General features: G+C 42.8%; 24 protein-coding genes. 3 read left to right on the top strand and 21 right to left on the bottom strand.

Annotated features, from left to right (window positions below; all coding sequences use genetic code 11):
• Positions 1-100 precede the first annotated feature (100 nt).
• Both MKZ04_RS01220 and MKZ04_RS01215 read left to right on the top strand, forming a co-directional pair.
• A complete protein-coding gene (locus tag MKZ04_RS01220; protein WP_105979084.1) occupies positions 101-1,303 on the top strand; it encodes an MDR family MFS transporter in 1,203 nt (400 codons plus the stop codon).
• Positions 1,304-1,377: 74 nt separating this feature from the next.
• A complete protein-coding gene (locus MKZ04_RS01215; RefSeq protein ID WP_020450861.1) occupies positions 1,378-2,997 on the top strand; it encodes an AMP-binding protein in 1,620 nt (539 codons plus the stop codon).
• Positions 2,998-3,041: 44 nt separating this feature from the next.
• Here MKZ04_RS01215 and MKZ04_RS01210 read toward each other — a convergent pair whose 3' ends face one another.
• The 3 genes from MKZ04_RS01210 to MKZ04_RS01200 are packed head-to-tail and all read right to left on the bottom strand — an operon-like array spanning position 3,042 to position 4,135.
• Positions 3,042-3,611, bottom strand: a complete 570-nt coding sequence (locus tag MKZ04_RS01210; RefSeq protein ID WP_023856600.1) for a manganese catalase family protein — start codon at positions 3,609-3,611, stop codon at positions 3,042-3,044.
• A gap of 21 nt (positions 3,612-3,632) precedes the next feature.
• On the bottom strand, positions 3,633-3,896 hold the full coding sequence (locus MKZ04_RS01205; RefSeq protein ID WP_020450859.1) for a spore coat protein CotJB: 264 nt from the start codon (positions 3,894-3,896) through the stop codon (positions 3,633-3,635).
• Positions 3,897-3,901: 5 nt separating this feature from the next.
• Entirely contained in the window at positions 3,902-4,135 is a 234-nt protein-coding gene (locus MKZ04_RS01200; RefSeq protein ID WP_020450858.1) for a spore coat associated protein CotJA, read from the bottom strand.
• A gap of 209 nt (positions 4,136-4,344) precedes the next feature.
• Between MKZ04_RS01200 and MKZ04_RS01195 the strand changes: the two genes are divergently transcribed.
• Positions 4,345-5,499 carry an AbrB family transcriptional regulator gene (locus MKZ04_RS01195; protein WP_041817178.1) on the top strand — a complete coding sequence of 385 codons (1,155 nt, stop codon included), beginning with the start codon at positions 4,345-4,347 and terminating at the stop codon, positions 5,497-5,499.
• 24 nt (positions 5,500-5,523) lie between these two features.
• Here the strand turns inward: MKZ04_RS01195 and MKZ04_RS01190 are convergent, their stop codons facing one another.
• From MKZ04_RS01190 to allB, 18 genes are all read right to left on the bottom strand, one after another.
• On the bottom strand, positions 5,524-6,822 hold the full coding sequence (locus MKZ04_RS01190; RefSeq protein ID WP_326251023.1) for an alpha-glucosidase/alpha-galactosidase: 1,299 nt from the start codon (positions 6,820-6,822) through the stop codon (positions 5,524-5,526).
• A gap of 30 nt (positions 6,823-6,852) precedes the next feature.
• Positions 6,853-7,683, bottom strand: a complete 831-nt coding sequence (locus MKZ04_RS01185) for a carbohydrate ABC transporter permease (protein WP_020450855.1) — start codon at positions 7,681-7,683, stop codon at positions 6,853-6,855.
• Positions 7,684-8,607 carry a carbohydrate ABC transporter permease gene (locus MKZ04_RS01180; RefSeq protein WP_025811719.1) on the bottom strand — a complete coding sequence of 308 codons (924 nt, stop codon included), beginning with the start codon at positions 8,605-8,607 and terminating at the stop codon, positions 7,684-7,686. It abuts the gene before it with no gap.
• A 42-nt stretch (positions 8,608-8,649) separates the two neighbouring features.
• Positions 8,650-9,903 (bottom strand): ABC transporter substrate-binding protein, encoded by a 1,254-nt coding sequence (locus MKZ04_RS01175; protein WP_020450853.1) that lies wholly within the window; start codon positions 9,901-9,903, stop codon positions 8,650-8,652.
• A gap of 114 nt (positions 9,904-10,017) precedes the next feature.
• A complete protein-coding gene (locus MKZ04_RS01170) occupies positions 10,018-11,055 on the bottom strand; it encodes a LacI family DNA-binding transcriptional regulator (protein ID WP_020450852.1) in 1,038 nt (345 codons plus the stop codon).
• A 166-nt stretch (positions 11,056-11,221) separates the two neighbouring features.
• Complete coding sequence (locus MKZ04_RS01165) at positions 11,222-11,338, bottom strand: hypothetical protein (protein ID WP_020450851.1); 117 nt, start codon at positions 11,336-11,338, stop codon at positions 11,222-11,224.
• Positions 11,338-12,435: a Rap family tetratricopeptide repeat protein gene (locus MKZ04_RS01160; RefSeq protein WP_025811723.1), complete on the bottom strand. Its 1,098-nt coding sequence runs from the start codon at positions 12,433-12,435 to the stop codon at positions 11,338-11,340. The genes MKZ04_RS01165 and MKZ04_RS01160 overlap by 1 nt, the downstream gene beginning before the upstream one ends.
• A gap of 250 nt (positions 12,436-12,685) precedes the next feature.
• Positions 12,686-12,982, bottom strand: a complete 297-nt coding sequence (locus MKZ04_RS01155) for a DUF2690 domain-containing protein (RefSeq protein ID WP_229129168.1) — start codon at positions 12,980-12,982, stop codon at positions 12,686-12,688.
• A 71-nt stretch (positions 12,983-13,053) separates the two neighbouring features.
• Positions 13,054-14,307, bottom strand: a complete 1,254-nt coding sequence (locus tag MKZ04_RS01150) for an MFS transporter (RefSeq protein WP_020450848.1) — start codon at positions 14,305-14,307, stop codon at positions 13,054-13,056.
• A gap of 164 nt (positions 14,308-14,471) precedes the next feature.
• A complete protein-coding gene (arcC, locus tag MKZ04_RS01145; protein ID WP_020450847.1) occupies positions 14,472-15,404 on the bottom strand; it encodes a carbamate kinase in 933 nt (310 codons plus the stop codon).
• 5 nt (positions 15,405-15,409) lie between these two features.
• Complete coding sequence (locus MKZ04_RS01140; RefSeq protein WP_341045084.1) at positions 15,410-16,180, bottom strand: DUF2877 domain-containing protein; 771 nt, start codon at positions 16,178-16,180, stop codon at positions 15,410-15,412.
• Positions 16,177-17,442: a YlbE family protein gene (locus MKZ04_RS01135; RefSeq protein ID WP_023856588.1), complete on the bottom strand. Its 1,266-nt coding sequence runs from the start codon at positions 17,440-17,442 to the stop codon at positions 16,177-16,179. Before MKZ04_RS01135 ends, MKZ04_RS01140 begins: the two co-directional genes overlap by 4 nt.
• Positions 17,442-19,199 (bottom strand): acyl-CoA synthetase FdrA, encoded by a 1,758-nt coding sequence (locus MKZ04_RS01130; protein ID WP_020450844.1) that lies wholly within the window; start codon positions 19,197-19,199, stop codon positions 17,442-17,444. The genes MKZ04_RS01135 and MKZ04_RS01130 overlap by 1 nt, the downstream gene beginning before the upstream one ends.
• 17 nt (positions 19,200-19,216) lie before the next feature.
• A complete protein-coding gene (gene allD, locus MKZ04_RS01125; protein ID WP_341045080.1) occupies positions 19,217-20,266 on the bottom strand; it encodes an ureidoglycolate dehydrogenase in 1,050 nt (349 codons plus the stop codon).
• A gap of 27 nt (positions 20,267-20,293) precedes the next feature.
• Complete coding sequence (allD, locus tag MKZ04_RS01120; protein WP_020450842.1) at positions 20,294-21,322, bottom strand: ureidoglycolate dehydrogenase; 1,029 nt, start codon at positions 21,320-21,322, stop codon at positions 20,294-20,296.
• A 15-nt stretch (positions 21,323-21,337) separates the two neighbouring features.
• Complete coding sequence (gene allE / locus MKZ04_RS01115; RefSeq protein WP_020450841.1) at positions 21,338-22,126, bottom strand: (S)-ureidoglycine aminohydrolase; 789 nt, start codon at positions 22,124-22,126, stop codon at positions 21,338-21,340.
• A gap of 23 nt (positions 22,127-22,149) precedes the next feature.
• Positions 22,150-23,379 (bottom strand): allantoate deiminase, encoded by a 1,230-nt coding sequence (gene allC, locus MKZ04_RS01110; protein WP_020450840.1) that lies wholly within the window; start codon positions 23,377-23,379, stop codon positions 22,150-22,152.
• Between the two features lie 590 nt (positions 23,380-23,969).
• Positions 23,970-25,334 carry an allantoinase AllB gene (allB, locus tag MKZ04_RS01105; RefSeq protein WP_341045078.1) on the bottom strand — a complete coding sequence of 455 codons (1,365 nt, stop codon included), beginning with the start codon at positions 25,332-25,334 and terminating at the stop codon, positions 23,970-23,972.
• Between the last annotated feature and the right edge of the window lie 452 nt (positions 25,335-25,786).

Below are 25,786 nucleotides of genomic sequence, written 5' to 3'. Positions count from 1 at the left end.
CTTTATAAAAGGGGAAATTTCTCCCCTGGTTTTCTGTCCTTTTTACTGATGATTTTCCATTTTACACTAATTGCACTGCTATGTTGAAGGAGGATATGAAATGAACCGTTTAAAACAAAGGTACGGTTCTCCCGTGCTGATTTGCTTCTTCGGAGAGTTCCTGACCGGAATAACGGGAGCCATGCTGGCCCCTTTCCTCCTTTTTTATCTGTATGATGTGCTTGGAACTGGCATATTGCCGGTGATGCTCGTCATCGGAGCAAGACCGCTGACCGAGGTCGCGGTGACGCTTGTCGCAGGAGGACTGACGGATCGGATCGGAAGACGGAAGGTGATCCTGACGGCGCTCGCCTTTCAGACTGTTTCTGCCGCCGGTTTTATGATGGCAGATCACATTTGGCTGTTCGCTCTTTTTTATGTTCTGAACGGCATCGGGGGAGCTTTGTACATCCCTGCGCAGCGGGCCCAAATAACGGACAGCACCGAAAGCGGGCGTCGCTCTGAAGCGTTCGCTGTCCTTCATGCCATTGAAGGGTTGGGCGCAGCGGTCGGTCCGGCCGCCGGACTTGCAGTCTATTCCTATCAGCCAAGCCTGATGTTCGGCTTTCAGGCATGTGCGTTTTTTCTCTATTGGCTTGCTGTTTATTTTAAAATGCCCGAGGTATGGCGGTCAAAAAGGCAAAAGGAGATTTTGGAGAGGGAAAAACTTCTTTCCGCAAAAAAGGTATTTTTTCAGCACCGTCCGGTTCTGTCCTTGATGTTCTTGTCGGTCCCCGTCAGCCTGTTCTATGCTCAACTGGAGTCAAACTACCGCCTTTATCTCGAAACTCTTTTTGAAGATTTCCTATTCATCTTGACTGTTTATACAGTGTGCCGCGCCCTTCTTAGCATTACGATGCAAATTCCGCTTGTCAAATGGACGGAAGGACTGAACATCCAAACGGTCGTTTCCATATCATATGTATGCTACGCTGTGGCAGCAATTGGTTTCGCTTTTTCATCATCGATCTTTTGGCTGCTCTCGACTGCCGTTTTATTTACGGCGGCAGAAAGCATGCTGCTGAATCACATGCAAACCTTTGTCTCGCGCCTTGCTCCCGATCATATGCGGGGCAGATATTTTGCATTTTTCGGCCTGCATTGGGATATTTCCCGGACAATTGGTCCTTTTTTAGGCGGGATGATGTTCATCAAGTTCGGCGGGGCAGCGCTATTTCTTGCTATTGCAGGAATCGTGGCTGCCGGCGGAATTGCACAATACCGAACAGTATCAACATTATCTTCCTGGCTAAGAAAAAACTAATTCTTTATAGTACCTGGTACTAGAACAAAGTGCTATAATAGAAACAGTTTTTATTCGGGAGGCAAGGAGGCATTATGATTACATTAAAAAAACAAACGATCGGCGGGCTTTTAAAATCAACCGCCGGCCGGTTTCCGAATCATGAAGCGGTTGTATATTCTGAGCTCGATTTAAGATATTCGTATCAGGAGCTTGTTGAAGAAACCTCTAAAATTGCAAAAGGGCTGCTCGCGCTCGGCATTCAAAAAGGAGAGCATGTCGCCATCTGGGCATCCAATATACCGGAATGGATTCTGCTCCAGTTTGCGACGGCAAGAATCGGCGCTGTGCTCGTCACCGTCAATACAAGCTATCAGGCGAGAGAACTTGAGTACTTATTGGAACATTCCGATTCCACCACCCTCTTTCTAATGGACGGCTACAAAGGGACATCCTATATCGATATGGTCGACGAGATCATGAAAAATCCGGAAAAGCTGCCGAAGCTGAAAAATCTCGTCTACCTTGGCAAGAATAAAGTCCCTGAACATATGACGGCTTTTGCCGACATCGCCAAACTGGGCGAAACGGTCTCTGATGCCGACCTTTTCGAAAGAGAGCAATCACTCACACACGATGATGTGATCAATATGCAGTATACGTCGGGAACAACAGGCTTTCCAAAAGGTGTGATGCTGACTCACTACAATATCGTCAATAATGCGGCGATCGTTGCCGACAGAATGGGGCTGACGAGCGAAGACAGGCTGTGCATTCCGGTTCCTCTGTTTCACTGCTTCGGCTGTGTGCTAAGCACGCTTGCCTGTGTCGCGTCAGGCGCGGCCATGCTGCCGATCATCGAATTCAAACCGGACATCGTCCTGCAAACGGTCGAAAAAGAGCGATGTACAGGACTGCAGGGTGTGCCGACAATGTTTATCGCCGAGCTCACCCACCCCGATTTTGCAAACTATGACCTATCTTCATTGCGGACCGGGATCATGGCAGGCTCCCCGTGTCCTAAAGAAGTGATGAAAAAAGTGATGAAGCAAATGAATATGACGGATATCACAATCGCATACGGACAAACGGAGTCTTCACCCGTGATTACGCAGACAACGGTCACCGACACGATCGAACGCCGCGTTGAAACCGTCGGTAAAGTGCATCCGCATGTAGAAATGAAAATTGTGGATCCTGACACGGGGGAAACGCTCGGCCCGGACGAGCAAGGCGAACTGTGCACAAGAGGATACCTCGTCATGAAGGGATACTATAAAATGGACGAAGCCACCAAAAAGGTCATTGATGAAGACGGCTGGCTCCATACCGGCGATTTGGCCGAAATGGACCGGGACGGATACGTGAGGATTACCGGCCGCTTAAAAGATATGATCGTCCGCGGCGGTGAAAACATATACCCGCGTGAAATAGAGGAATTCCTTTATGAACATGAGGATATTGTCGATGTACAGGTTGTCGGCGTTCCTGATGAAAAATACGGGGAAAAAACGGCGGCCTTTATTAAATGCAAACCGGGCAAAAAGCTGACGCTTGAAGATGTCAGAGATTTTTGCAAAGGACAACTTTCATATTACAAAATTCCGGAGTACGTATTTCTGATCGACGAATACCCGCTGACCGCTTCCGGAAAAGTCCAAAAGTATGTGCTTCGCGACCGCGCAGAAGAGCTGCTTGCGAGCCCTGTGCAGTAAACAAAAAGCCGAAAATACCAATCGTATTTTCGGCTTTTTGCTGTTTAAAATACTTTTTTACTGTCGCGCTCTTCCTTCAAAATTTCGACAGCTTCGCGGAAGCGCTGTGAATGAACGATTTCCCTTTCCCGTAAAAATGCCAGCCCGTCATTTAAATCCGGATCATCCGACATGTCAATCAGCCATTGATACGTAGCCCTCGCTTTTTCTTCAGCCGCTATATCTTCATATAAATCGGCAATCGGATCGCCTTTTGCCTGGATGTATGTAGCGGTGAACGGAACGCCGGCAGCGTTATGGTAAAACAGGGCTTTGTCATGGTCTGCATAATGATCGCCGAGCCCGGCTTCCTTCATCTGTTCGGGTGTCGCGTCTTTTGTTAATTTATATACCATCGTCGCAATCATTTCAAGGTGAGCAAACTCTTCCGTACCGATGTCCGTCAGCAGTCCGACGACTTTGTCAGGAATGCTGTAGCGCTGGTTCAAATAGCGAAGCGCCGCAGCCAATTCGCCGTCCGCTCCGCCGTATTGCTCAATCAAAAATTTGGCAAGTCTCGGATTGCATTCTCTCACCCTAACAGGATACTGCAGTTTTTTCTCATAAAGCCACATGAACCTGACTCCCTTCCTCTATTAAACTTGCCACGGCCAGGGACTTTTTTTCCAGCTCCAATAGGATTCCGTCTGATCCGGGCTCCCTTGCGTCAAAGGGCCGTATTTTGATTCAAACTTCGCTTTCAGTTTTCTTGAATATCCGGCATACTGGTTGTATTGTCTGATGGCGTCGGTATCATCGGGATGTGTATCAAGGTAAAGCATCAGCTCAACGATGACAAAATCGACGGCCTGAATTTCATGGAGCCTTTGATAATAGTCTTGCGGTAAAGAGTTCGTCACCCCCCTTACCTCCCATCTTCATACGGATTTTCATAATGATCGTAAAATACGGGCCAAAGCGTCCCTTTTTGCAGCGCCTCCATCGGGGAAAACTGCGGAAGGCCGCGGGGCTGAAAACCTAGATATAGATTTGGAGGGGTTCTGTAATATCTTTTACCGATCGGAGGACACGGATCAAAAGCGCTGTGAAACGGACGATACGATTTGACTTTGGTGAATGATTCCTTGGAATGTTTCATATCGGTTCACCTCTATTTGTGATCGAATCTAATTTAATGTATTCATATGTTCCATCTGTTATGTTCAAAAATGAACGATCAGTTTTTCTTATTAATCTTTTAAATAAATTTGTATTTTACCAATCACTAAAATTATTATATAGTGATATATAGAAATACTTTACTTAGTGAACAAAATGATTGCAGTAATCAGGAAGAAGGTTTTTCATTTGAGGGAAAAAAGAGATTTCCTTCGGGATATATTATTGATATTAATCAGCAGTTTTGGGGGATTTCTTCTCTCTTTGACCGGCATGACGATCGGCTGGATGGTCGGCACAATGACAGCAGCCGCTTGTCTGTCGCTGTTTCGCCCGTCACCGTTAAAGGCTGCTGTCAGACAAAACGGCATCCATCATGGCTGGCTTCAGTTCGGCCAAATGCTATTGGGAATTGAGCTCGGCCAGAAAATCAATATGTCCGTGATTTCGATTTTTAAGGAAAATTGGCTGATTGTCGGCGTCATGCTCCTCCTTTCCGTCGTGTTCGCCATGCTGTCGGGCTTTGTCTTATGGAGGTTCAGCAAGACCGATATGCTGACGAGTTTTGTGGGAACGGCCCCCGGCGGGCTTTCCGCGATGCCGGGCATCGCTCAGGAAGTGGGAGCGAACACGGCAATCGTCAGTCTCGTGCAGATGATACGTGTGCTTCTGGTCGTCATGACCATTCCTTTTTTCGTTTTTTTCATAAATGCGAAGCAGCCTGACGCCCATACTGCCGGCAGCCAAGTGATCGCCGCGGGAACATCGGCTTTTGAAGCGCCTCATATCGCATGGACTGCGCTGATCGTGCTGGGCGGATTCGGGGTATGCAAAGCGATGAAAGCACTGCGGTTTCCGGCGCCATGGCTGCTCGGAAGCATGACCGGTGCGGCCGTTCTGCAAATCGCAGGCGCTTCAATGACCGGGCTCAGCGCAACAGCCTGGTGGCCCCACGGCTTTTCAGTGCTGTCGCAAATTTGTCTCGGCGCGACGATCGGTTCAAAAATCAGCAAAGAAATGTTTATCGGCGTCAGAAAAACGCTGATCGTCGCACTTGCCAGCTCCGTCGGACTGATCATTGCGATGATTTTAAGCGCCGCCGTCACCGCTAAAGCGGCAGGCATTTCCCTGACAACGGCCATATTGGCGTTTGCTCCGGGGGGAATCGCGGAAATGGCGACAACATCTGTCACGCTTCACGCCGACTCTACGTTCGTCGTCGCCGTCCAAGTGTTGCGGGTGGTGCTCGTGATCGCGATGCTTCCTCCATTCTTCCGATTGCTTCATCAAAAGTCGGAAAAATATTCACACCCCCGCATGAAAAAAGCCCGAGCTGAAGGCTGATCCCTTCGCTCGGGCTTTATTTTTTCATTCAAATTCCGGCAGCCAGTCGCCGTGTGCTTCGATCAATTCATCGCACATGCTTACAATATCATCCATCGATAATTCCGCAGCCGTATGCGGATCAAGCAACGCGGCATGGTAAATGTGCTCTTTTCTTTTTGTTATTGCCGCTTCAATCGTTAACAGCTGTGTATTGATATTGGTCAGGTTTAAAGCCGCCAGCTGTTCAGGCAGCTCGCCCGCAGCGCACGGAGTGATCAGGTTCCGTTCAGCGACGCACGTCACTTCAACGACGGCTTTTTCCGGAAGGTTTGGAATCAATCCTTTATTCAAGACATTTCCCCCGAATGTAAACGGCTGTCCGGTTTCCATCGCTTCGATGATTCTTGAGCCGTATTCGTTTGACCGCTCGTGGGTTAAATGCCGGTTGCCGACGATTTCGCCGCGCATCTTTTCCCAGTTTTGAATCTGCTTCTCGCACCTTCTCAAATATTCGTCAATCGGAATATTCAGCTCTTCAATCAGTTCGGGATAATGGCTTTTGATGAAATAAGGGTGGTACTCCGCGTTATGTTCGGATGATTCGGTCACATAGTAGCCGAATTTATCCATCAGTTCAAATCTGACCATGTCATCATGTTTCGTTTTCTGCTTTTCTTTTGCCCGTTTTTTGATTTCTGGATACAAGTCTTTTCCGTCTTGCTTTACTTCAAGAAGCCAGGCCATATGATTGATACCGGCGATTCTTTCTTCGATTCGTTCATGCTTCATGCCGAGGGATTTGAAAAGGTCTTTTGTGCATACTTGTACGCTGTGGCAAAGACCGACCGTTCTCACGTCCGTGTAGCGAAGCAGCGCACCGGTTAAAGAAGCCATCGGGTTTGTGTAATTTAAGAGCCAGGCGTCGGGCGCCGCGCATTCGATGTCTTTTGCCATATCCAATAAAACGGGAATCGTCCGCAGCGCCCTGAATATCCCGCCGATTCCGACTGTATCGGCAATCGTCTGTTTGAGGCCGTACTTTTTCGGGATCTCAAAATCGATGACTGTGCCCGGTTTATAGCCGCCGACCTGAATGGCATTGATCACATATTTCGCCCCCGCCAAAGCTTCTTTTCTATCGTCATAAGCGCGGATCGATACCATGTTGTTATAGCGGTTTTTTAAATGTTCAAGCATTTCTTTAGATTCTTTGAGACGCTGCGGATCGATATCATACAAAGCAAATTCAAATCCGTTGACCGCCGGAACCATCAGGCAGTCCCCCAGCACATTTTTCGCAAAAATCGTGCTTCCGGCTCCGATAAAAGCAATTTTAGTCATTCATATCTTCCTTTCCCCGTGAAATTTCCGCTAACCTTTTAGCGCTCCTGCTGATAATCCTTTTATAAAATACTTTTGCAGGAATAAAAATAGAATCGTCATCGGCAGCATCGCCATCAGTGAAGCTGCAGCCACCAAGTGCAGGTTGTTCGCATTTTGCCCAAAGAATCCGGCAATCGCCACAGTCAAAGTCTGCACACTTTTGTCTTGAAGGAAAAAGATCGAAAACTGATAGTCGTTCCAAATGAATACGCAGGCAATAATGCAAATCGTCGCAGTCACCGGCTTTAATAAAGGAAAGACAATTCTGAAGAAAATGCCCGCCGTGCTCGCCCCGTCGATTCTTGCCGCCTCTTCAAGCTCTTTCGGAATCGTCGAACGGATAAATCCGGCATACAAAAAAATTGTCAAGGGCATATAAGCCGCCGTATTATTCAATATCGCGATTTCGAGCGTATTCAGCATGCCGAACTCCACCACCATTTTGTATAAAGGAACCATTGATGTCAGCGGCGGAATGATCATAATGCCGATAAACAGAAAGTATACGGCTTGATTGAGCTTTGTTCTTCGTCTGGCGAGGGGATAGGCCGCCAGAGAGCCGACCATAATCAACAGAGCCGCCGAAGCAAGAGTGATCGCAGCGGTATTGAAAAACGAGCCGGCCAGACCTGCTTTATCCCATGCTTCTGCGAAATTACCGAGGCTGATTTCGTCAGGGAACTTCCATTTCGAGCTGAAATCCCCCTTTGCTTTCAGCGCTGTCGTCAGCAAAATATAAAATGGAATCAGGTGAAAAACGGTAATGCATGCCGCCAGTGCCGTCCACAGCGCCCGCTTCTTTTTCTCTTGGTGATTCATCTAGGCTTCGACCTCCTTGCGCTTAAAATAAATAAGAGCCGTAAAGCTGATCAGCAGTATCAACGCCGCCATGAAAACCCCCTGTGCGGCTGCATAACCGGCATCCTGCCTTTTAAAATACAAATCGTACATAAAAGTCGACATCGATTGCGAAGCATTTCCCGGACCGCCGCCTGTCAGCGCTAAAATGACATCAAACAGCTTCAGTCCGCCGATGATATTGATGACCATGTTGATTGTGACAGAAGGCATCAACAGCGGCAGCGTAATCTTCCAAAACTGCTGAAAACCGCTTGCCCCGTCAATTTGCGCCGCTTCATAAAAATCTTTCGGAATGCTTCCGAGACCTGCTAAATAAATGACCATCGCAATACCGACAAACTGGTACGAATTCACAAATACGATGATCCACGGATTGATTTCCGGGCTGCTCAAAGCGTTTACAGGAGCTGCTCCGAATAATTTCAGCACATCGTTCAAGGCGCCTCCTTCATAGGAGAAGAAGAAATACCAGATATACCCCATGATCAGCGGGCTGATGATGACGGGCAAATAGACAACCGTACGTGTCAGCGCTTTCATTCTGATGCTTTTAAACAGCAGGAGAGCATAGAGAAGACCGATGACATTTTGCAAAATCGTACTGCCCAGTCCATACAGCAGGGTGTTTCTGACGACAAGCCATGTGGCAGGGTCGGCCAGCATCCGTTTATATTGGGCAAAGCCGATCCAGTCATACGACTGTGAAAAACCGTTCCAGTTCGTAAACGTGATTTTAATGCCGCTGGCAAACGGATAAATCATAAAAATGGATACAAGCGCCAAGGCGGGAAGATACATCCACCAGAGTGATCCGCTTTTCTTCACAAATCCCCTTTTACTTTTCGTAATAGTCAGACTTTTTCCTTTAGCTAATTCGCTCATCATTTCACCCTTCTTTTTTCATCATGATGAAAACGATCCTTTCTATTGATCTTGCAGTCTGCTGTACTCCTGTTTCATTTTTTCCGATACCTGCTTCGGCGTTAACGTACCGGCCAAAAGTTCCTGTCCCGTCGTCCCCATGACGTCCCACATTCCGCTCGGGAGGTAGACACGGTCAAAGTACGGTTCGATTTCGATTTCTTTATATTGATCATAAAACTTAGAATAGTAGTTTTCGGCTTCTGTGTTGGTTAACGCTTGAGGAAATGAGGTGGCTTCGGCGATCTTTTTCGCATATTTGGGCTGTGCGGCGAATTGAATAAACCGCTTTGCTTCTTCGAGGTGTTCAGAGTCTTTCCAGACAGCAACGGTATGGCGCTCTCCTCCAATCCAGCTCGGTTTGTCGCCTTCATAAACGGCTGGCGTCGGCATCACGCCTAACTGGATATCAGGATTGACTTCTCTCGTATCAGGGCCGATCGATGTGACCGAGAGAGTAAAGCCGATTTTTCCTTGTGCCATTAATTCGACCAATTGCGACGGTTTTGCCGTTAGGATATCTTTATTGATCAATTGCTTTTCCTGCATTTCTTTAAAGGTTTCTGCGAGAAGTGTGTAGCCGGACCAGTTGAATGTGCCGTTTTCCAAAGCTTTTTTTTCATTGCGGCGATCATCTGTGATGAGAAGCGGGGTGGCAAACTGATCATAAAACTGAGCTAAAGCGCCTTTATCTGAACCTGCGAACCAAAAAGGAATGACATTCCCATTGCTTTTTTCTTTGATCGTTTCCAGCGCGTGCATCAGTTCATCCAACGTGTGTGGAGGCTTGAGACCGTATTTCTGCAACAAACCGGCATTATAGACGATCCCGTCTTTTGCCTGATTGAAAGGATAGGCATATACTTTGCCTTTTTCATCCTTCAAAATCGGATCGAGGTTTGGGTCGAGATGCTTCACCCATTCCATGTCTTTTAAATCTGCGGTGTATTCCCCGTAGCGGATCTTCGCCCAGCCGTGCGTATCGAACAAGTCAGGCATGTCATTTGCCGCCATTTTGACACGCAGCATATTTTCATAGTCCGGTCCGGGAAAGCTGATATCGATTTTGATGCCTTCATTTTCTTTTTCAAAATCATCTGCGATGCTTCTGAGCGTCTGTTTTTCACTGTCTTTTGTCATTGTCGAAAACATTGTGAGTGTGACGTCTCCGTTCTTTCCGGCATTCTTTCCCGAGCAGCCCGCTGCTAGTGCAGGCAAAATGATCAGGAGAATAAAAGAGAAAATGATTTTTTTCATCAATTTCACTCCAATTATGAAATTTTGACGGTGGGTAAAATGCACTTTCATTATTTACTGTCATTTAGTAAACCTATTTGCCTCACCTCCTTGAAAAGCGCCTGATCCTTACTATTAGCCCCGCTTGCTGAATCCGCAGCTTTCCCGAATCATCAGTTCTGAAGGTACGGTCACTTTCAGCGGGAGTTCCCGTCCTTTCATTCTGTCGAGCAGCAGTTTCACACCCGTCCGGCCCATCTCTTCTGTATGAACCTTTACGGTAGTCAATGGCGGATTAGCAAATTCGGACGCTTCAATGCCGTTGAAGCTGACGATGGCAACATCTTCGGGAACCTTGAGTCCCGATTCTCGAAGAGCCCGGAGCGCGCCGATGGCCATCGAATCGCTGGCGATAAAAAAAGCTTCGGGAACGTTTTTCTCAAGAATCGCTTTTTTCATCAGCTCATAGCCTTGCTGCATCGAATACTCGCCGACATAAATATGCTTCGCGTTTTCCGAACCGGCCGTCTCCAGAAACGCAGTCAGCCGTTTGTCTTCAATTTCAATGACGTTTGTCTCCTGATCGCTGATTCGAAAGTGCTCTTTTTCTCTTCCGCCGATATAACCGAGCCTTGTATAGCCGAGCGATTTCAAATGGTTCAGCGCCCTCCCCGTCGCCTTCTCAAAATCGACGACAACCGAGTCGCGCAATTCTTCATTGTCTGTATGGTTGATGTACACGACGTTGTTGAGCGCCCCCATGCACTGCTGCAAGCCGGCAAAATCGATCCTTCCGATGACGATTAAGCCGTCGACATCGCCTGCAAGCTGATTTGAGCGGATGCTGCTCAGCTGAATAAACTTCGTAATAAACGCTCCTCTATCAAAACACTCGCTTTCAATTCCCTGCCTGATGGAATAAAAGTATGGATCGTTCAGCTCTTCTTCCTGTGATTGGCAGACAACAATGCCGATTCGCGGGCTTTCCCCGCTTTCTGAGACATATACGTCGCGGCGTCTGCGCGTGTTTTTATAGCCGAGCCGGTCTGCAATATCCAAAATCCGCTGCCTTGTTTCAGGGGCCACCGCTAATGACTGATCATGGTTCAAAACCCTTGAAACCGTTGTGCTTGATACTTTAGCCTGAAGCGCAATTTCTTTAATCGTCGCCATTTTCATCCCGCCCTGTCTTTAAGATCCATATTCACTAAACTTTACTAAAGACATCTTAACAAATGAAGTAAACGTTTTCAATATTTTAAAAAATTAGATTTCTCTACAAAAAAACCCGCCCCTTAGCTCAGGAGCGGTTGTTCAATATTTGTTCCGGGTATTCGTTTTAACCAACCATCTTTTCAGCAATCTGCATGTCGCCGGATGGCGAATGAGTTTCTGCCGCAAACCATCCCGAACATACGACGGCAGCAATCGCAGCAACAATGAACAGTTTTTTCATCACATTCCCTCCACTTTTTTCATTTTTTCTTCCGCTTTAATCGCTTCCAAAAAGAAATGTGCGGCCTCTTTATAAAGAGACTTTGATCTGTAAACATTGGCCGTTAAGAGAGAAAGTTCTCTGGCACTGTCGTATTGCTTTGCTTGAAAGAGGATTTCTATGTTGTCTTTGCAGTCTTTAACCGCCTGTTCACCACATCCAGCATAAGCCGCATATAAAAGATCGATTTTAGCGTCAAATATTTCATTCGCCGCAGATTGCGACCTTTCCTTCCCTTCTTTGTAAAAGGCTGCGGCGCGTTCATAGTCTCCGGTTTTAAACAGCTCTTTGATCATTAAAAACACGACATTGAAATAATAATCCGATGCAGCATATGCATGATCATTCAAAACGATGTCCAAAAATTGAATGCTCTTGTCCGATTTGTCCATCGCCGCATAAAGCAAGGCAAAATTATGAAGGAGCTGCATTTCTTTAAAATGGTCGCCGGCTTTTCTGACAGTATGGATTGCTTCTGTTAAATATTCTTCCGCCTCTGTATATTTCCCCATCTCGGTATAATTTCCGGCCATTGTAATATAAGTTGAGACAAGGTTCATGTCATGGTCGCCATGTCCTTTGAAAATTTCCATCGCCTGCCGGGTATGGTTTAAAGAGACGATATTCTGGCCCAAGTAATAGTAGAGCTTTCCGACTTTATCGTGAAATTGGGCAACTTCAATTTCATCATGTACATGAGCAAGCTTCTTCTCGGCAATTTTATAGAAGCTGATTGCCTGCTCATAATTTTTTTTATACACTTCATAAGCTCCTGAAAACAGGTAGTAGTAATAGGATGTCATATGTGATGCAGCACTGTCGCCGGCCGATACGTCGTGCTGCTCTATCTTTTTGCCTCTCGAATCGTAGAGCATAATTTTATGCCGCAGTTCCAGCAGGGAATAGTAGATCAAAACTTCCTGATCTTCCTCCATGTCTGCCAGCAGCGGTTTGATTTGTTCAAACAGCCTGATCGACTGTTCAGCATCGCTTCTTCTAATGGCGCGGTACCATGTATTGAGCATGTTGGCGACTTCTTCCGCGGCGATTTTGTTCATATGGAGCTCCTTTCTGCCGATATTCAATTTTTTTGTATTTTATTCATTTCTTATCATACTATATTTTTCCCCTTATATAAATTAATAGTAATAGTTCATTTTGCACAGTTTTTTTGAATCCCCCGCTATTTCTACCCCTTCATTAGGTCAAATGACTCTTCAAGAAATGAGAAACCGGGACTGATAAGACAGCAAAAAGCACCCTTGCTGAAAGGGTGCTTTCATTGCTTTAATATAAATACGAACTTATCTAGGCATAAGCGAGGGTTTCGCTTGATGAATGATAATATTTCCTCATCGCATATGAAGAACGCGGATCGAGAACATAAACCATCGGTGTATAACAGGATGTCTGACCCGGGAGCACTTTTCCGTTTCCTCCAGCTGAGCTGCCGCTCAGTTCTTTCCCGTCTTGTTTCTTTTCACATATGCATTTGCCTCCAAGCCTGAGCGCGCTGCTTTGTCGCGTCATTTTAGCCCATGCTGTTTTGCAGAAGCAGCCGAATTTTAATACCGCGATCCCGAATTGTTTATTATTTGCATCTATCAGTCTGGCTGTCGCCTTTGTTATGCTGCTTGAATCACAATTACAGTGAAAAAGTCATAAGCTTTTACTGACTAATGATCTTTAGCTGCTTTATCAACAGAGGGCAAATTACTTTCATCTATTAAATATGTTGCAATCAATGCGATGACTAACAGAGCTGCTGCAAAATAAAATCCTATATTCATACTTCCTGTAGCGTCTGTAAGCCAGCCCGTAATATACGGAGCTAAAATGGAACCTAACATTCCAACAAAGTTGTAGAATCCAAATGCTGTACTTAATGATTGCTTTGGTGCATTATTAGCTACAACCGCAATTAAAACGGGATTAACGCTAATTTTCCCTACAATTCCATACACAATTAGTGTCATATACAGAATTGGTAAGCTATCAAAGTAAACAATTGCAGCTGTTGATAAAATACCAAACGGTAACATCATGAGCAATACTGGTTTACGCCGGCCTAGCTTATCTGACAGCCAACTAAAAAATAATGAACCTGGAATCGCGGCCCATGGAACAAGTGATGCAACAAAGGCGATATTTCCTCCGGTTAAACCGCGTGCTGTTTCTAAATAGTATGGCAACCAAGTAATAATCATAAAGAATCCGTAAATAGAGCAGAAAATAATAATATAAGCCAAAATTAAGTTTCTATTAAATAAAGATGAAAACTTAAACGGTTCAGCGGTGCCTTTAACCTCTTTATCATTTTTGGGCTTGTCTTTAATTACAATTGCCATTGCAATACCAATAAGTACAACCGGCACTCCGATGATAAAAAATGGAATTCTCCATCCGAATCCCCATTCTCCTACAACATAACTGGAGATATAATAGCCAATTGAAGTACCGAAAGCCATCCCTGCATTAATTACAGCACTACCTAATGTTAAACGGTTCTTCGGGATCATTTCGGATGATATTCCATATTGCGGCCCATAATATACCCCCTGAGCCATACCAACCATAAGCCATGCAGAGATAAATAGAAAAAATGTAGGCATCATTCCTGCAACTGCTGCTAGCGATCCAAATAGAATAACACCTGGAACCAACACTCGTTTTTTTCCAATTTTATCTCCTAATATTCCTGCAGGAACGTTCATACCTGCATAACCGATGAAAAATATACTCATAATTAAGCCAAGTTGTGCCTTGCTTAATGAAAACGCTGATTCAATATTCCCCATAATCGGGTTTAATATTGTTCGCGTTGCATAAAGAGCTACCCAACCGAAGAAAAATACGATAATAACTTTAACCCAATAGGGAATCAGTGGTTGTTTTCCTTTACCTTCAACTGATCCCGTCTCTTTTGTCATCAAACTTCCTCCTTCAACTTTTAAATGATCCTTATTTTCTACTCTTCCTTTGACTTTCGATTTAGACTTCATAGATTGTATCTTTTCGAAATCTGTCTGTGGTCATATCTGAAAAAAGGAGGAATTTTGGCTTTTTATCCTCCTTATGAACAACACGGATTGTCTTATTTTGTTATGCGTGTCCCCGCTTTTCCATCTAGCGCAGCTACCGCTTGATCCAATGAACAAATCATTGCCTCTTTACCTGACTTTGCAAATTCTATAGCCGCTTGGATCTTTGGCAGCATACTGCCAGCAGGAAATTGCCCTTCTGCCACATATTGTTCAGCTTCTTCTACAGTAATTCGGCTTAGTTTTTGCTCATTTTCTTTGCCAAAATTGATAAATACATTTGGTACGTCTGTCAACATCATGAAAACGTCAGCATTTACTTGTTGTGCAAGCTTTAATCCTGAACGATCTTTGTCTATAACTGCTTCAAGACCGTGTAATAGACCGCTCTCATCACGATATACAGGTATACCGCCGCCGCCAGAGGAGATAACAATCGTTTCATCAATTAAACGCCGAATCTCTTCTATTCCATGGATCACTTTCGGTTCCGGGGAAGGCACAACTCGTCTGTAGCCTCGCCCTGCATCTTCTGACATCGTAAACCCTTTCTCTTCTAATTGCTTCGCCTCTTCCTCTGAATAAAATACTCCTATTGGTTTCGTTGGTTTTTCAAATGCTTTGTCATCCTTGTCCACTTCGACCATGGTTAGAAATGTAGCTACATTCGCAGCAATGCCCCGTTCTTTCATATGGTTTTTCAAAGCTTTTTCCAGCATATAACCAATGAATCCCTGTGATTCTGCATTACAAGCATAGATTGGCAGTGGTTCAACGACATTTTTGGCAGCTTCGTTTTGAGCAATAATATTCCCCACTTGCGGACCATTGCCATGTGTAATCACAATTTTATGTCCTGCTTCTTTGATTTCAATCATATGACGTGTTGCAGAGATTACATTTTTGAGTTGATTGGCATAAGTTGCTTCTTGTTTTGGCTGTAAAATTGCATTACCTCCTAGTGCCAGTACTACTCTTTTCCCCATTTCTTTCACTCCTTTGTTAAAGCCATATAAATTCCGTATAAAGTATCCATCCCAGAAGAAGAACCTACTTTTATAAGGCTTTTCATACTTTTCAAAGATGGATCATGTTGTAATCTTGTAATTTTCGAACTAAATAAACCTTCTAAAGCACAAGTTAAAAAGCGCGTGCTAACAAGGGTTGTTAAGGGTTTTCTAATGAGATTCCCCAATGTTTCGAGGTGGTTTTGTGCGATAAAAGAGTTGATGAAATGTCCATATAATATACCGACCAGTATATCGTCACCTGTTGGGGTTAAACCTTGGCCTCGTCCGATAAAGTAACGAAACTCCTCTTCTAAATTTTCAGTTGGATCGTGTAATTTATTTATCAAGTCCGACACATGAACTGATTCAAAATCAGTAGATTCATACGATTTAAATGAAATCTGTTGCATGTTTTCTTTTAATTTATTGATGTTTGCATGTTTAAAATCCGTATATAACGGAAGTATTTTGGCATTAAAATTGAGTTTAAAGCAGTTATGGGAAAGATGGTTATTGCGAACGTGTAATGAATCTCTCACCTCAAGACCTGCTTTTAATGTTTGCTTCGTTTGTGAACCAAGCAAAATTCCAAATGGAAAGGTCCCATTTTCATTTGTGCCGATAAATATCAATTCATCATTCTGATCAACAATATTTATACCTTTTTCAAAAATGCTGTGCACAGTAAATGTTTTTCCCTCAATTAATAGCTGAAGTGCGATTGAACCAATCGCACTTGCCTGTAAAATCATCCTTGAAAACCCAGTTTTTCAGCATATGCTGTGATTGCTTTCTCAAAACATTCGATTGGAGGATGAACTGTACCAGCACCAATTTGCCCATATCCGGCAATTTTATGTGCAATGCCTGTGTTGATTACCGGCGTGATGCCTGTTTCAACAACTTTACGTGCATCAATACCTAAACACGCACCTTTGAAGTCCCACGTCGGAATCACAAAGTTCGGATTTTCTCCAACACAGATCTCAGCCATTTGATTGCTTGTTTCAAGCGCATCATTAAATCCGCCTGTTCCAACAAAACGTGTTACTGCAGGGGCAGCAATCATTGCTACACCGCCAACACCGATTGTTTCTGTAATCGCTGAATCTCCGATATCTGTGTTTGCATCTTCCGCTGAGTAGCCGGTAAAATATAACCCTTGTGGTGTATGAACAGGTGCTGTAAACCACTCATCTCCCATACCTGCAATACGGATGCCAAAGTTTTCACCGTTTCGGCACATTGCGGTAACGACTGTACCATGTTTGATTGTACGCGCTGCATCCATCATTGCTTTTCCTGTCGCCATGGCAATGTTTAAGAAAAATTGGTCTGTATCAGCTAAAAATTGGATCACTTCTGTTCTTTGTTCGTTTTCAACATCATCTAATGCTGCAATTATTGGAGCAACTTCTTTTAAAAACACCAATGACGCTGCAATATTGCGCTGGTGAAATTCATCCCCCATTGCTATAGCTTTAGCCATCAATACATTAACATTTAAGCCTCCATCAATTTTTCTTAATGCCTTACTTAACACCGGACCCAACACATCTTTCATCCAGTGCAGGCGATTGATTACCTGCTCATGATAAGCACCGAAGCGTAATACTGCACCGATGCCTTCGTTCATTTGACAGTACGCCTCGTTGCCGCTCTCTTTGTTCACCACAACAAGAACCGGCATATTAGGTGATGTAATGCCTCCCATTGGTCCAACTGCATTCACATGATGACATGGAATAAATGTAATCTTATTGTTTTCAAGCAGTTCACGCGCTCCCTCTTCATCTTCTGCCCATCCTTCAAAAAGAATCGCTCCAACACAAGAGCCTTGCATAGGATCTGTCATATTTTCATATTTAATTGGAGGCCCGGCATGTAATAACACGTAATCTTCCAATTCAGGAATCACAGACTTGGCAGGTACAACATCCGTTAAGAATGGTTCAGCTGCTATGATCTTCTGGATAACAGCTTCGTTCGCTTCATTTATTGTTTTGTACCCCATTAGATTGTCTCTCCTTCATAGTAGTTTAGAAATTGAAGTACTTTCATTAACTTTTCATCACCGCCAGCAATTGGCCGCCAGTTAAATTGAACACACTCTGATCCGCTGTTCTGAACAGCTGCTGTAAAACTTTTCAGCCCAATATTGATGACACTTGGCTTCTTGTTAATTAAGGACACAATTTTTTCGTCTACTGTTAAGTCTTCTTGGGTATGTTCAAATTTTTGTATATCAAGGACTGGCTGTTCCACTTTTCCTCGTGCCAGTTTAATCGCGGTACGAACCATTTGGTCGTTTGTCTCACAAATGATTGCACCACTTTCTTTTAAGGTTTCAATTTGCTTTTCATAACCTTGAGGATCTTTAGTTGTACCTACAACTGTTACAAGAACTGCAAGTTCGCGGCCTCCCTGATGTGCATTGGCTAACATACGTTTAATGGCTGGTGCTAATTCACTTGCCATATCATCATGACTGCCATAGCCAATAACGTTATCAATCATGATGACTGCTGTTTCAGGATCGTTTCCCGATGTTTCAAGCATTTCGATACGCTTTTCAGGATCAATCATCGGGTGCGGCTTCCCTTGGGTATAAATATCATCGCCTAAGTCAATAATTTCATGATGTTTTGTTTTTAGGATATAGGCTTCTTTCTTCTCTTCAAGTACTTCCTCTTTAAATGCCTCTTTCAATAACATAGCTGCTTCAGATGCCAAAGTACCACCTGAGTAATAACCTTTAATACCAACTTGTGAATCTTTTAACGACACATTTACATCTTCAGCCAATGTCGGTTTAAAATTCGGTTTGTCACCATTGGATAATTGAACAGATACAACCGCTGCTTCTTCAAGTGTATACGCATGATAAATATTTTCTTCCTGATAAGTTGGTTGATCTCCTAAAAATAACGTAACAACCGGTTTTTCAATATTTCTTAATACGTTTAATACTTTTTGCTGCACTTCCTCTGCAGGCGGTTTAGAAATTACTGTAATCACTTTTACTTTTGGATCTTGGTTCAATGCTTTGATACTATCTAAAACCGTGATAGCACCAACCTCTGTCGATAAATCCCGACCACCTGTACCAATTGCGTTTGTTACACCTTTACCATAACGGTCAATGATGCTTGTCACTTCCTGAATCCCTGTACCTGATGCACCCACAACGCCAATATCTCCTTCATTCACGATATTTGTAAATGCAAGTGGCACGCCATGGATAATTCCGGTCCCGCAGTCTGGTCCCATTACTAATAATCCTTTTTCATGCGCCTTTTGTTTCAACTTAACCTCATCTTCTTTAGATACATTGTCGCTGAATACAAATACATGTAACCCTTCATTCAATGCATTTTCCGCTTCCATTGCTGCATACTGACCAGGAATGGAGATCAATGCCAAATTAGGGTTGTTCGCAAGCTCCATTGCGCGCTTCCAGTTATGTGCTTCTTGGCCTTTAGATGCGTCTTGTGAAGCGGCATCACCTTTTAAAGCTGCTTCTACTTCTTCTTTCACTGCCGCTACTTTTTCTTCTTGATTTGTATCTATAACGATAACAATGTCATTTGGATTTGCTTTTTCCAATTCATCTGTGCCTAAACCCGAAGATTTAAAAATATCTTTGTTAGCTGGTGTTCCCATCATGATCGATACTTTGTTTACACCATCTATTGCAGATAACTTGTTTGATAAAAGCATTAACACGATAGAATCTTGATAGGTGTTTTCTTTTATAATTGTGTATAACATAATGATCCTCCATTTTGTTATTCTGCAAATCTATTCTTTCCATGATAGCGATTGTAATGAACATCGCCTGAAACGAGGTAGTTATAAATATCGTCTACAATTTCAATTCCTTCTTTATCATATTTGGCACTTCTTAATTTACCGCGCTCACCCGGATAATAAATTTCTCCATAGCCTTCAGCTGCCGGTTGTGCTTTTAATTCATCGAGCATCGTCGAAATCTGTTGTTTAAAAGCAGTTAAATCTGTGAAGTATGCGGGATTGATAACAATATGAATTTGCCCTAAATCGCGGCCTTTTGTCAGATCTTGATACATGGAGGATACATGTACGCCATGAGGTACTCCAAGAAGACTGCCCGATAAAATATCCACCATCATCATCAATCCATAACCTTTTGGACCAGCAATTGGCACAAGTGCATGAACATCTCTTGCATTCGTTGTTGGTGCACCGGCTGCATCTACTGCCCATGTTTCCGGGATCGATTCATTTTTACTTCTGGCATCCAATACTTTTCCCCATGCCTGAACAGTTGTCGCCATATCAAATGTGATTATGCGTTCATCAGCCGATGGTACACTATAAGCAATCGGATTGGTGCCAAAGTATGGTTCTGTTCCTCCAAACGGTACGACCATTGGATCTGATTGGCACATACTTAAAGCAACCATGTCCTGTTCTGCTGCCATTTCAACAAAGTAACCCAATGCACCACTATGCGAAATATTCTTCATGCCTACAACAGCCACACCTGAATTTTTTGCCATTTCGATTGCTTTTTCCATCGCTTGTTTTGCTGCTTGGTGACCTGGACCATTATCTCCGCTAAAGACAGCGGATGCAGGTCCTGTTTGTTCAAATGTGTAGTTTGGGTTTGCTGTAATACCGCCTTTTGCGATTCGTTCGGCATAGTATTCCACACGTACTGCTCCATGGGAATGGATCCCTCTATGATCGGCGAATGTCAATACATCTGAAACATCGTGTGCGGCTCCTTCATTTAATCCAGCTTTGATTAGCTTCTGTTTGATTAAATGAAACAGCTCCTGCTTAAATACTCGCATCTGATCCTCCCCCCTTCCATTACATAATTAGTAAATGTTGTCTGACTCTAAATAATCTAAAATTTCCTTTGTAACTGGGATACCTGTTTTTTTATACTGTTTCATCACATCTATTTGAATTTCACCGGGATAATACACTTTGTCAAATCCTTCAGCAGGCGGGTTATCATGTAATTCTTCAACCATTTGAGATATTTTTTCCAGGAATTGCTCCTTCCCGCCAAAGTATTCAGGATTGATCACGAGATGAAGCTGCCCTAAGCGACGGTACTCTGATAAATCTTTATACATGGAAGTGACATGCTTGCCAAATGGCAAGCCGAGTAAACTCCCCGATAAAATATCCACCATCATCATTAACCCGTATCCTTTAGGCCCAGCCATTGGTAATAATGCATTTACCTTAAACGGGTCTGTTGTTGGTGCTCCATTTTTATCAACTGCCCATGAGTCTGGAATAGATTTGTTTTTACTTCTTGCATCTAAGATTTTCCCCCAGGCTTGTACCGTTGTTGCCATATCAAACAGTATTGGACTGCCATCTTTTCGAGGCGCACTAAAAGCAATTGGGTTGGTGCCAAAGTACGGTTCGGTACCGCCAAATGGCACAACCATGGGATCAGATTGACATACTGTTAATGCCACCATACCTTCTAATGCTGCTTGACGTGCATAATAACCAATCGCACCACTGTGTCCCATTTCTTTTACACCGACAACACCGATACCTGATGTTTTTGCTAATTCGATTGCCTTTTTCATTGCTTGATAACTCACATAATGTCCTAACGCATTATCTCCATGGTAAATCCCTGATGCTGGACCCGTTTTTACGAAGCTTAAGTCGGGGTTCAGGTTATATCCACCCTTTAATGTACGTTCGGAGTAGTATTGCATTCTCACTGCACCATGTGAGTGAACACCTCGTTCATCTGCAAAGATGAGTAAGTCAGCTGTTTTATCCGCATGTTCTTCAGGTAAGCCTGCTTTCACTAATTTATCTTTCATTAGCTGCCGGAGACGATTACTTTCTACATACACTAATGGTTCACTCATTAAAATTGCCCCTCTTTATAGATTAATATCTCTATTCGCATCCTTTGAATAAATATACGAGAATGGTTCATCTAAACCAATTGCATAGGTTGCTTGCGGCGTATAAGCTCCCATAAAAATATAGTCACCTTTGTCAACTGGCATCCACTCGTTGTCTAAGTTGTAAACACCTCGTCCACTTAATATATAAGCACCATGTTCTTGAACGTGCGTTTCAATGTAACCATGCGAAGCACCCGGCTTAAATGAAAGAATATGAATGTTCATGTCATATGCGATTTCTTTTGGCAGTAAATCTTGAATTAATACTTCTTTCATCCCTTCATAGGGTTCTTGTTTGATGTTATTCACATTACCTGTAACAATTTCTGGCGTATGTCCTTTAAGCGGCTGATAACGCTTTTTGTATAAAAACAAACGGCTGTCCTCACCATTATTATGATTATCAAACGTCAATTGTAAGTGTGGAGGTACATATAAGAATCCGCCTTTTGCCAATTCATATTTTTTACCATCCGCAAAAGCGTTGATTTTACCATATTCAACGTACACAAATGATTGGATACCATCACCGGCAAAACCGGTTTTGTTTCCGCCCTTGTTTTTAACTGTTACCAAATAATCTACAAACCTTGCACCTAAACGCGGGGATCCTAAAATGGTTACATCACAATCTTCAAAGCCAGGTACAACATTATTAACCAAGCCATCGGGTGTAATTACCGCATAATTATCCTTTTTTATTACTGAACGTGTTTCTAATAAACCTTCTCTGTATCCTTGATTATGATTTAAGTAACTCATGAGTATCTGGCTCCTTTTCATTATTATTCCTTATAAGCTAGTTCAAACAATACATCTTTCAATACTTCAATCCCCTTCACAAGGTCTTCTATCTTCGTTTCTTCATTGGTATTGTGGCTGATTCCGCCAATAGAAGGTACAAACAACATTGCTGTAGGGACAAAATCCGCAAAAATTTGTGCATCATGACCTGCACCAGATGGCATCAATTTATAGCTGTCCCCCACATTATCCTTAGCTGCTTGTTCAATTATTTGAATGATTTCTTTATCCATCAATGACGGTGCTTCATCCATCCATAAATTAATGTCATAAGCCATGCTGTTTGCTTCTGCCACCGCTTTAACTTTATCTTCAATTTCTCTCGCAAAATCATTTAATAGTTGTTGATCAATATGACGACAGTCTATCGAAAAGGTAATTTCTCCAGGGACGACATTTACCGTGTTTGGAACAGGAGTGACATGTCCAAACGTTAATACAAGAGGCTCCCCAATTTCTCTAGCTCGTTTCGTTAAGTCTGTTACAATCTCACTATATGCAACAACTGTATCTCTTCGTAATGACATCGGTGTTGTGCCAGCGTGGTTTGCTTCACCTTTCAAGTTAACTGAGTAACGTTTTTGACCGACAATCCCAGTTACAACACCAATCGCTTTATTTTCCGTCTCTAATACTTTCCCTTGTTCAATATGTACTTCAATAAATGCTTTAATATCGTCACGAACATCATCTGTTTTACGGTAATCAAAACCGGATTCATGCATAGCATCTTCGAATTTAATTCCTTCAGCATCTTCTATTGTGTCAACATCCTCTTTTTTGGCTAGGTTAAAAAAGTTTTTACTTCCCCAAAATGTATATGGAAATCGGCTTCCTTCTTCTTCTGCGAGCGATAATACTTCTATTGTTCGTAATGGTTGACCATATTTTTCTTTTAAATATTTCACAGCAACCAGTGCAGATAAGATACCGAATTGTCCATCTAGATGACCGCCTTCAACAACTGTGTCGATATGTGATCCTGTTAAAATAGTTTCTTCAGAATATTTACTTCCAACAAGACGACCAGATAAGTTCCCAACATCATCAAAGCTTACTTCTAAACCTTCTTCCTTGAATGTTGCTTCCAGTTCGCGAACTGCATCAATCCATTCAGGAGAGTATAACAGCCGCGTAATTCCCCCTTTTTCTAAACCGCCAAATCTTGTGAATTTCTTATCCAACGTTTCAAAGGTTGATTGAATATCCATTCTTTTTCTCCCCCTTTCTTTTATTTACTTTCATCATAGAGCCCTGTTTACAACCATTCATTGACATAACCAACAATAATGGAAAAACATTTTATGCACTTTTAACAAAGACACCTTTTAATCAATTTACGGTATCTAAATAATGGGCTAATGCCAGATATAAAAAGAAACTGTTGGCTTTCGATTACATAAAAAAATACGCTTTATAACAAATTAAATTTGCATTGAATGTCTCCTAAAGAAAATCGCACATCGCTCGCTTCAAAAGAGCGAAACTTCTCTTTTACCAATCAAATAAATAAGGTGCAAATAAAAAAATGACCCTATAAATCAATAAAAAACATTGATTTATAGGGTCATTTATCTATTTCATAAATGATATGCCAAGAGTCAGGATACATATTGATTAACAACTGCTGCTGTAATAGCAAAAGATTGTGATGAAGTCAACTTTGCCATGCTCACTTCAGCTATATTAGCTGCCATAAGAAATGCTGATGACACACTGAATTTGCGAGTGTAACACAATCTCAGGTCGCCTTCACATCTTCCTATGCCTCAAATTCCTGACGGGCTAGCTATTCCGTCACTCAAGGAATAAATCTTCCTACTTTTTCATTTGAAATCCCTTTTTCTTTATCATAGATTTCGACACCACGAAGGATTGTTTTCACTACCTGAGCACCAATTTTGCGGCCAATATACGGACTAATTTTGTGTCGATATGCTAGGTCCTCAGCTTTTAATTCATAAGGTGCATCTTTCTTAATAAATACAAAATCCGCATCTTTCCCTACTGCAATACTGCCTTTTGACATTAGATTAAAACGTTTCGCAGGGTTTGTAGCAATAATGTCTGCAAATTTGGATAATGACATATTACGTTTTTGCACCCCCTCATCAAATAATACGTCAACATTATTTTGTACACCTGCGATACCCCCCCAAGCTTCAAATGCATTATCCGTAGCTTTTAAGTCTGGGGTACATGGTGAATGGTCTGATGTTACGAATGAAATATCTCCGTTTAATACCCGATTCCACATGCCTTCTAAGCGTGATTGTTCACGGATTGGCGGAGAACATTTTACAACTGGTCCGATATGATCCAGTTCTTCTTTATAGAAATATAAATAGTGTGTACATGTTTCGCATGTAATATCGACCCCTTCCTGTTGTGCTTTGACAATTTCATCTACGCCCTCTTCACAAGCTATATGAACGATGTGTACACGACATCCCGTTTCTTTCGCAAATAGAATTATTTTTCTAATCGGTTCTACTTCAGTAAATACGGGTCGAGAATCTACATAAGCACGTAATGAGGTTTCACCATTTTTAGATGCTATTTCCCCTAACTTGTCCGTAATTGCAGCATTTTCAGCGTGTACAGATAATATTTTGCCTGTCTTCGCAATTTGTTTCATACCTTCGTAGAGGGAATAGTCGTCCACATTCATGAAATCTCCTTCTATAGAACGGTCACCACATGTTGCTAAAAAACATTTATATGCAACAACACCATTGTTATCTAACTCTTGAATACCCCCATCCAAGTTAAATGGTACTAAACCGCCGTAACTCGCAACGTCTACAGATAATTTTCCTTTTCCAGCTTTAAATTTTTCTTGAATAGATTCCTCATCTACCGTTGCTGGCACTTGATTTAATGGCATTTCGATGATCGTTGTGACACCGCCTTTTGCAGAGGCACGTGTTCCTGTGTCATAGCCTTCCCATTCATCACGATAGCCGCCGCCCGGCTCTGTGATATGAACATGTGCATCAACCATACCCGGAGATACAATCGATCCTTTTGCATCGATAATTTTTGCACTTGTACCCAAATCCTGACCGATTGCTGCGATTTTGCCATCTTTAATCCCTACTTCGACTTCTTGTTCACCATTTTCCAGAATGACTAATCCATTTTTGATAATTGAATCAAAATTCATTAAAATCATCCTCCTCTTTTAATGGTTGGATATAAAATACTGCCTTTCGCAACCGCCAGCATTAATCCCCCGGGTAGCCAAACCACCAAAAATGCAAATCATTAAATTTAAGATAGCACTTATTTAATGTTTCACCGATAGCAAAGTTAATGATCAAGAATAATAAATGGCAACCCCGCCCCACTATCAATGAAAACGGGACGCCATATTTTGAACCTGTGTATCCGTTTGCAACAAGTCATAAGGCTATCCGACAAGTGATATCGTTGCTTGAAACGGTGATATAAAACATCACCAACAGCTATATAATCCGGAATATTATGCACTAGTCCCACCCCCAACGTTAAAAAAAGTAAATGAGGATGAAATTCTTTGTTCAAGTGATCTTCGGCATGATATCTTTGTTATAATCACACTTTTCAAAAAACGAAGAATCATGTTCAAGCATTAAT

The organism is Bacillus sp. FSL W7-1354 (assembly GCF_038002405.1).
Lineage (GTDB): Bacteria > Bacillota > Bacilli > Bacillales > Bacillaceae > Bacillus > Bacillus paralicheniformis.
Note: the sequence above shows the minus strand (reverse complement) of the source record. Positions and strands in the feature narration are given on the sequence as shown.